At 74.8% G+C, this 7,024-nt stretch carries 7 protein-coding genes; 3 read left to right on the top strand and 4 right to left on the bottom strand.

Annotation, left to right across the window (positions count from 1 at the left end; all coding sequences use genetic code 11):
- Positions 1-74: 74 nt before the first annotated feature.
- The 3 genes from ACSNN7_RS05660 to ACSNN7_RS05650 form a co-directional block, all read right to left on the bottom strand.
- Positions 75-452 (bottom strand): FKBP-type peptidyl-prolyl cis-trans isomerase, encoded by a 378-nt coding sequence (locus tag ACSNN7_RS05660; protein WP_436679567.1) that lies wholly within the window; start codon positions 450-452, stop codon positions 75-77.
- Between the two features lie 173 nt (positions 453-625).
- On the bottom strand, positions 626-1,186 hold the full coding sequence (locus ACSNN7_RS05655; protein WP_436679564.1) for a hypothetical protein: 561 nt from the start codon (positions 1,184-1,186) through the stop codon (positions 626-628).
- Positions 1,187-1,392: 206 nt separating this feature from the next.
- Positions 1,393-2,121 (bottom strand): helical backbone metal receptor, encoded by a 729-nt coding sequence (locus ACSNN7_RS05650; RefSeq protein ID WP_436679563.1) that lies wholly within the window; start codon positions 2,119-2,121, stop codon positions 1,393-1,395.
- Between the two features lie 165 nt (positions 2,122-2,286).
- Here ACSNN7_RS05650 and ACSNN7_RS05645 point away from each other — a divergent pair, with 165 nt between their 5' ends.
- Positions 2,287-3,126, top strand: coding sequence for a phytanoyl-CoA dioxygenase family protein (locus ACSNN7_RS05645; protein ID WP_436679562.1), 840 nt, complete (start codon positions 2,287-2,289; stop codon positions 3,124-3,126).
- 28 nt (positions 3,127-3,154) lie between these two features.
- Here the strand turns inward: ACSNN7_RS05645 and ACSNN7_RS05640 are convergent, their stop codons facing one another.
- Positions 3,155-4,276 carry a DICT sensory domain-containing protein gene (locus tag ACSNN7_RS05640; RefSeq protein ID WP_436679561.1) on the bottom strand — a complete coding sequence of 374 codons (1,122 nt, stop codon included), beginning with the start codon at positions 4,274-4,276 and terminating at the stop codon, positions 3,155-3,157.
- Between the two features lie 140 nt (positions 4,277-4,416).
- On the opposite strand from ACSNN7_RS05640, the gene ACSNN7_RS05635 reads away from it, so the two are divergent.
- Complete coding sequence (locus ACSNN7_RS05635) at positions 4,417-5,301, top strand: hypothetical protein (protein ID WP_436679560.1); 885 nt, start codon at positions 4,417-4,419, stop codon at positions 5,299-5,301.
- A gap of 311 nt (positions 5,302-5,612) precedes the next feature.
- Positions 5,613-6,944 (top strand): hypothetical protein, encoded by a 1,332-nt coding sequence (locus ACSNN7_RS05630; RefSeq protein ID WP_436679559.1) that lies wholly within the window; start codon positions 5,613-5,615, stop codon positions 6,942-6,944.
- Positions 6,945-7,024: the final 80 nt, after the last annotated feature.

Below are 7,024 nucleotides of genomic sequence, written 5' to 3'. Positions count from 1 at the left end.
CCCTCCACCGCGGGCCGCCGGCCGGTGGGTGAGGGGCGGGGCCGCCGGCGTGTCGCCGACGACCCCGCGTCCGGTCAGCTGACGCCGAGCAGGTCGACGACGAAGACCAGCGTCTCGTTCGGCTTGATGACGCCGCCGGCGCCACGGCTGCCGTAGCCCAGGTGCGGCGGGATGGTCAGCCGGCGACGGCCGCCGACCTTCATCCCCGCGACGCCCTGGTCCCACCCGGCGATGACCTGGCCGCCGCCGAGCGGGAACTCGAACGCCTCGCCCCGGTTCCAGGACGCGTCGAACTCGCGCCCGGTGGAGTGGGACACCCCGACGTAGTGGACGCTGACCAGCTGGCCGGGTCGGGCCTCCGGGCCCTCACCCACGGTGATGTCCTCGATGACGAGGTCGGCCGGGGGCGCGCCCTCGATCGGGCCGATCTCGGGCTTGGCTGGCTGGGGCATGCTCATGTGCTGATCTCCTGCCGTTCTGGCTCGATCGTCCGGTCGGTACCGATCCTGCCGGATCGCGACCCACCGATCCCCGGCAGTCCCTCCGGTGGCGTGCCGGAGGCGCGGCCCGGCCCGGACACGCCGCAGGGGCGCCACCGGTCGGTGGCGCCCCTGGGTCGGTGCGGTCACTTCAGCCAGCCGTACTTCCGGACGATGGGCAGGCCCGCCCAGACCCGGCCGAGGCCGAGGGTGTGGCCCGCGCCCACCAGGGCCAGACCGGCGAGCACCGCGGCGTAGATCAGGTGGTCGTCCATGAAGAGGTTGTTCTCGGGAGGCAGGACGGCGGTCCACATGAGCACCATCAGCAGCGCGCCGGTCGTGGCGGCGAGGCGCATCCCGATGCCGAGCAGCAGCGCCACGCCGATCCCCGCGAGGCCGGTCATGAACAGCCAGTCGGCCCAGGTCGCACCGGCGATGTCCTGGTAGATGCCCTTGAACGGGCCGGTCGCGCCGAAGGTGAGGAAGCCCTTGGTCGGGCTGCCGCCGTTGATCCAGGCGTTCTTCGCCTCGGTCTCGTGGCCCAGGCCGAAGGCCTTGTCCAGGAACGCCCAGAGGAAGATCCAGCCGAGGGCGATCCGGGTGCCGGCCCAGACGTACCGGGCGGCGCGCTCGCGGGGGGTCTCGGCCGCCGGAGCGTCGGTGGTGGCGGTGGTGTTCCGCTCGATCGTCGCGGTCATGGTGTCCACGTCCCTTCTCTGCCTGGCACCGCGCTTTCCGGTGGCACATCCATTGCACCGCCGCGCGCCGGTGGCGGGCAGGGCCGGTCGGGCCGTACCGGACCGGGACCTTGGACCCCGAAGCAGGCCCCGCCGACGGGACCTTCGGCCCCGTCCGAGCCCGGTCCACCGACTCTGCTTGCGAGAACCAGCGCGACGGCCGGGTCGCTGCCTCGTCAGGCCGGGTGGGTCACCGGGGCGGCGAGCTGCCCGGCCAGCAGCGTGGGCGCCTGCGCCAGCGACGGGCCGTACCAGGTGAGGTGCCGGCCGGAGACCAGCGCGCACGGCGTGCCGGGGAACGCCTCCGGGCCGTCGGCGGCGGTGAACGCGTACGGCTCGTCGGGGAGCACCACCAGGTCGGGCTCCCGGGCCCGCAGCGCGTCGAGGTCCGGGCGCGGGTACCGCTCGGCGTCGTCGGCGTACAGGTTGGTGACGCCGAGCCGGCGCAGCACGTCTCCGGCGAAGGTGTCGCTGCCGAGCACCACCCAGGGGCGGCGCCACACCGGCACGACGGCCCGGCGCGGCACCGGCGGCGGGTCGACGGCGGCCCAGGCGCGGCGGGCGGCGGCGAGCCAGTCCGGTTCGGCGGTGACGCCGAGCGCGGCGAGCAGGTCGGCCAGTTCGGTCAGCGCCTGCGGCACGGTACGGGGATAGGTGACCCGCACCTGCACCCCGGCCGCGGCCAGCGCGTCGGCGTCGGCGCGCCGGTTCTCCTCCACGTTGAGCAGCACCAGGTCGGGGCGCAGGGCGAGCACCCGGTCCAGGTCCGGGTACTTGCTGCCGCCGACCCGGGCCACGTCCAGCCCCGCCGGGTGGGTGCACCAGTCGGTCGCCCCGACCAGCACCTCCGGCACGGTGACCGCCACCGCCTCGGTCAGCGACGGCACCAGCGAGACCACCCGCACGGCGTACCCCTTCCCGTGGCGCGGACCGCGCCGGTGGGCCGGCGGTCCGCCACCGCCGGTCCGACCCATCGTCCCTCCGGTCGCCGATTCCGTTCCCGGGCCCCCCTTGCCCCGCTTCTACAACGTTGTAATACTCGGCTGGTCCGGCGTACGCGAGGAGGACCGATGACCACCCACCCCAGCCCGACCGCCGCCGACGAGACGCCGGTCGAGGCGCTCGGCGACCTCTACCGCGACGGCATCACCGCCTGTCGGGGGGCCTTCGACGTCGAGTGGGTCGACCAGGTCGGCGAGGACATCGACGCGGCCTTCCGGGAGGCCCGCTCCCGCCCCGACGGCGCGGTCGGGCGCGGCCCGAACCGCTGGTACGTCGAGATCCACCCCGAGCAGCTACGCGGCTTCGCGGACCTGGTCACCCACCCGTGGGTGGTGGCGGTCTGCCGGGCGGTGCTCGGCCCCGACTACGAGATCGTCGAGCTCGGCTTCGACATTCCGTTCCCGGGCGCCGCCATGCAGCCCTGGCACCGGGACTTCCCGATGCCCGAGGAGACCCGCCGCCAGCGGCGCCTCACCTCGCTCGCGTTCAACCTGACCACGGTGGACACCGTCGAGGAGATGGGCCCGTTCGAAATCGCCCCGGGCACCCAGTGGGACGACGGCGCCGACTTCGACCACGGCATGTTCCCGCCGAAGGAGCGCTACCCCCGCTACCTGCAGCGGGCGGTGCGCAAGTACCCGCGGCGCGGCGACATCTCCGCCCGCTCGGCGCTGACCGTCCACCGGGGCACCCCGAACGTCTCGGCGCTGGCCCGGCCCGTGCTGGTGCTCGGCGTGGACGCCCCCGGCGCCGGCAACGCCGAGCGGCACGACATGGCGGTCACCCGGGAGTACTGGGACCAGCTGCCCGACCTGGCGCGCGCCCACCTGCCCTGCCCGGTGGTGGAACGGCTGACCCCGATCCGGCAGAAGCACACCATCGAGGGACTGGTGATGGGGGAGGCCTGAGCCACCACCCGGGGCGCAGCGCCCGCCGTCAGGCCCGGCCGGCCCGCGCGGGCGTCGCCTCCCGGGCCACCGTGGCCACCGGCACGCCCTCCCGGGCGGCCCACTGCACGGCGTGGCGTACCTCGGCCACCGGCAGCGGCCGCCGGTCGGTCACGGTCACCGCGGCGTGCACCGCGTAGGCGACGAACGGGTACGACCGGGCCAGCCCGGCCAGCGCGGCGTGCACCCGACCGGCGACGGCCAGCGCCTCCTGCTCGGTCACCGACGGCAGGATCAGCAGGTACTCGTCGGGGGCGAGGCGTACCGCCCGGTCGACCGGGCGCAGCGGCGCGGTCAGCGCGCCGATCACCGCCTGCGCCTCACGGGCAGCACTGCGCCGCCCGAAGCGCTCCGGGGTGCCCACCGGCTCGGCCACCCGTACCCCGATCAGCGCCACCGGCAGGGTGCCGGACGCGGTGACGCCCGCCAGGCCGGTCCACCGGCGCAGCGCCGGCTCGTCGACCAGCGCGACCGGGGTGTCCGCCGGGTCGCCGTCGGGCGGCACCGGCGGCCCCGGGCGGTGCGCCCGCTGGGCCCGGTCGGCCATCAGCCGCAGCGCCGCCTCGGCCCGGCCCTCTCCGGGGGTCGCCGGCAGGTCACGCACCCGGGCGAGCACCTGGTCGATGGCTGCCAGCGCCTCCACCGGCAGCCGGTCGGCGAGCTGCGCGCGCAGCCGCAGCACCTCGTGCAGCGCCTCGTCCCGGCGGAAACTCCACCGGCCGTCGAAGAGCCGCCCCGCCTCCAGCGTCTCGGCCACCTCGACCTCGCGGCGGTCGCGGGCGACCAGGGTCGCCCCGAAGCGCGGGGTCAGCGCCACCACGCTCCACTCCCGGGCCAGTTCGTCGGTCTCGTCGAGCGCCACCCCGTACGCCCCGGCGGGCAGCCTCGGCGGCGTCTCGCCGACCAGACCGACGACGGTCACCGCGGCGCCGACGGCGATCTGCTCGTAGCGGGCCCGCTCCCGGCTGAAGTACGGCATCCGCTGGAACAGCGCGATCACCACCAGCGGCCCGTCCTCGGCGGTGGCCAGCGCCGCTCGCTCGATGGCGTGGGAGACCGTGACGAGGCTGCGCTTGGTCAACACTTCCGGTGCCTGTCCGCTGTGCCGCACCCGCTGAGCCTAGAGAAAACGGTCCGCCCGCGCACCCGGCGGCGTGGGCAGGCGGATCGGAGCGCACCGGCGCGGCGACGACCAGGCTCGACGCCCTAGACTCGGCCGGTCGACCGACCACCGGAGGATCCGGCACCACCATGACGCGTACCGCCACCGACGACGGTTCCCGGCTGCGGCCGCTGCCGGTCGACGGTGCCGCGCTGTCCATCCGCGACGGTCACGTGGTGCACACCGGCCGCCGGCTCGGCGACCTGGTGACCCGGCGCCCGGAGGGCATCACCGGGCACCAGTGGAGTTCGGCCACCCGCGAGGAACTCGACCACGTGGTCTGCGCCGCCGACACCGGCCGGCCGCTCTTCGCCGTCGTGTTCGGCGCGCCCGCGCCGGCCGGCTCGGCGGCGCAGCGGGCCGAGCGGATGCGCGACGCCGTGTGCGCGGCGGTCGACCTGCCCGTGCTGCGGATCGAGTCGACCACGGTGCGCGCCGCCGTGCACGGCCTGCGGATCGTCGGGTACGTCCTCGACGCCCGGGCCTACACCGGCCCCGGCCCGTCCACCGGTCCCGACGACGACGGGTACGGCACGGCGGTGGGCTTCCGCGACATCCTCGGCCGGCTGCCCGACGGTCGCACCGGCCCCGTCAACGACCTGGGCGCGCTGGCCCGGACCGCCGCCGTGGAGGCGTACGTGTCGCGGCGGCTGGCCGACCCGATCGTGCGCGGGCTGCACGTCCGGTGGCACGACGGGGCCGCCGAGGGGTGGAGCTGGGTCGAGGTGCGTCCCGGCCGCTGCCTGGTCGAGCGGGTGACGGTCCGCGAGCACCGCTTCTGGTGCGGCGTGGACGCGGCCCGGCTGGCCGAGGACCTGGCCGCCGTGGCGGTCGGCGACCGGTTGCGCGTACTGGAGGACGACGAGCCGGCGCTGGTCGACCGGGCCGCGCTGCGCCGGGAGATCCGCGGGCTGCGTGCCCGCCGGGACGAACTGGTGGGCGGCTTCGCGTTCGACCACCTCTGCGCGGACTGACACCCGACCGCAGCGTCGCCGCGCGGTGACTCCGCGTCTCCCGCGGGGCCCGCCCGGGCCCCGGCCGCCATGCTGCGCCGAATTCCTCGATCCGCGTTGAACCATCGTCCGCGGCGCTCCGTACCTAAGCGGGAATGGACACAGTTCTTCCCAGCCGCGCCACCCGACGCGGCGGACGGTGCGGAAGGGGCATCGTCGGCCATCGACGCGCGACCGGAACGTCGCAGTGATCCCGACGGGCTTCCACCCCGAATTCCGTCCGCCCGACGGGGTCACGAGTCAGGTACCGGATCGAGAAGGAGAGCAATTCGATGCGCAGGTCCACAGGGGCGCGCCGGTCATCCGGTAACGCGCGGAGCAAGCGGCTGCTGGCGGCGGTCGGCGCGCTCGCGGTCTTCGGCGGAATCGCCGCGGTGACCCAGATCTCGTCGGCTCACGAGAACCGGCGGACGACGACGACCCGCAACGTCTCGTCCGCCTGCGTCGCGCCGAGTCCCGGCGCCACGTCGCCGAGCGGGCGCGGCAGCACCACGCAGACGTGGCAGAACGGGCGCTGGGTACGCAACCACTGGGGCGACGGCCAGATGTCGGTGGCCGAGTGCCAGGCGGTCAAGTCCGGCAACGCGCCGGTCAACACCGTCGCCTCCGCCGTGGTCTGCCCGGACGTGGTGGCCCGGCTTCCGCAGGTCCCGGACCGCGCCCGGGCCGAGGTCGACCGGAACCTCGCCCTGCTGCGGACCCAGATCGCCGAGGCCGATCGGCGGCTGGCCGCCGAGGGGCGCAACGGGCAGAACTTCATCAACAACGCCATCCTGCGTCCCCTGGAGGACAAGCGGCGCGCGACCCTGAACCGGATCACGACCGCCATCGACCGGGTGGGCCCGCGCCCGCAGGGCCTTGACCAGCTCGCGAAGTGCACCGTCGCGGCGAACACCAACAACGGCGGCGCCAATGGCGGCCAGAACGGCGGCCAGAACGGCGGTCAGACCGGTGCGCCGACCGCCAGCCCGACCAATGGCGGTCAGAACGGCGGTCAGAACGGTGGCCAGAACGGTGGCCAGAACAACAACGGCGGGAACAACAACGGCGGCAATGCGCTCGGCGTACTGGCCAAGGACTGCACCAACAGCGACCTGCAGCCGCACGACGGTTTCCAGAACGGCAACCGGTGCGTCAGCACGGCCTTCGGTGAGGTCGGCGCCGCCGCCAACAACCCGTCGCTGCTGATCACGCAGTTCCCCGAGCAGGTGCAGCCCAACCAGGCCTTCACGCTGCGGGTCTCCACCCGCAACCTGATCCGCGACCGGTTCCTCGCGGCCGGGCAGGGCGGCTACTACCTGGAGAGCTCGGTCCTCAACGACCAGGGGCTGACCCGCGGTCACTTCCACACCGCCTGCCGGATGCTGCAGAGCACCACCGAGGCCCCGTCGAACCCGCAGGACGTGCCGGCGTTCTTCGTCGCCACCGAGGACGGTCGCGGCGGTAACGAGGCCGACGAGGTCGCCATCCAGGTTCCGGGCCTGCCGCAGTCGGGCACGGCGCAGTGCGCGGTCTGGGCCGGCGACGGCTCGCACCGGGTGCCGATGATGGAGCGGGCCAACCAGACCCCCGCCTTCGACGTGGTGCGCATCGAGGTCGGCTGACCCGTCGTACGCGACAGTCGCGGGCCGTCCGGAGAGATCCGGGCGCCCCGCGGTCGTGTGCGTGCGGCGCGGCGGGTGGG

Origin of the sequence: Micromonospora sp. URMC 105, from assembly GCF_051386295.1 — a bacterium.
Taxonomy (GTDB): domain Bacteria; phylum Actinomycetota; class Actinomycetes; order Mycobacteriales; family Micromonosporaceae; genus Micromonospora.
This window is presented reverse-complemented; position numbering and strand designations above follow the sequence as displayed.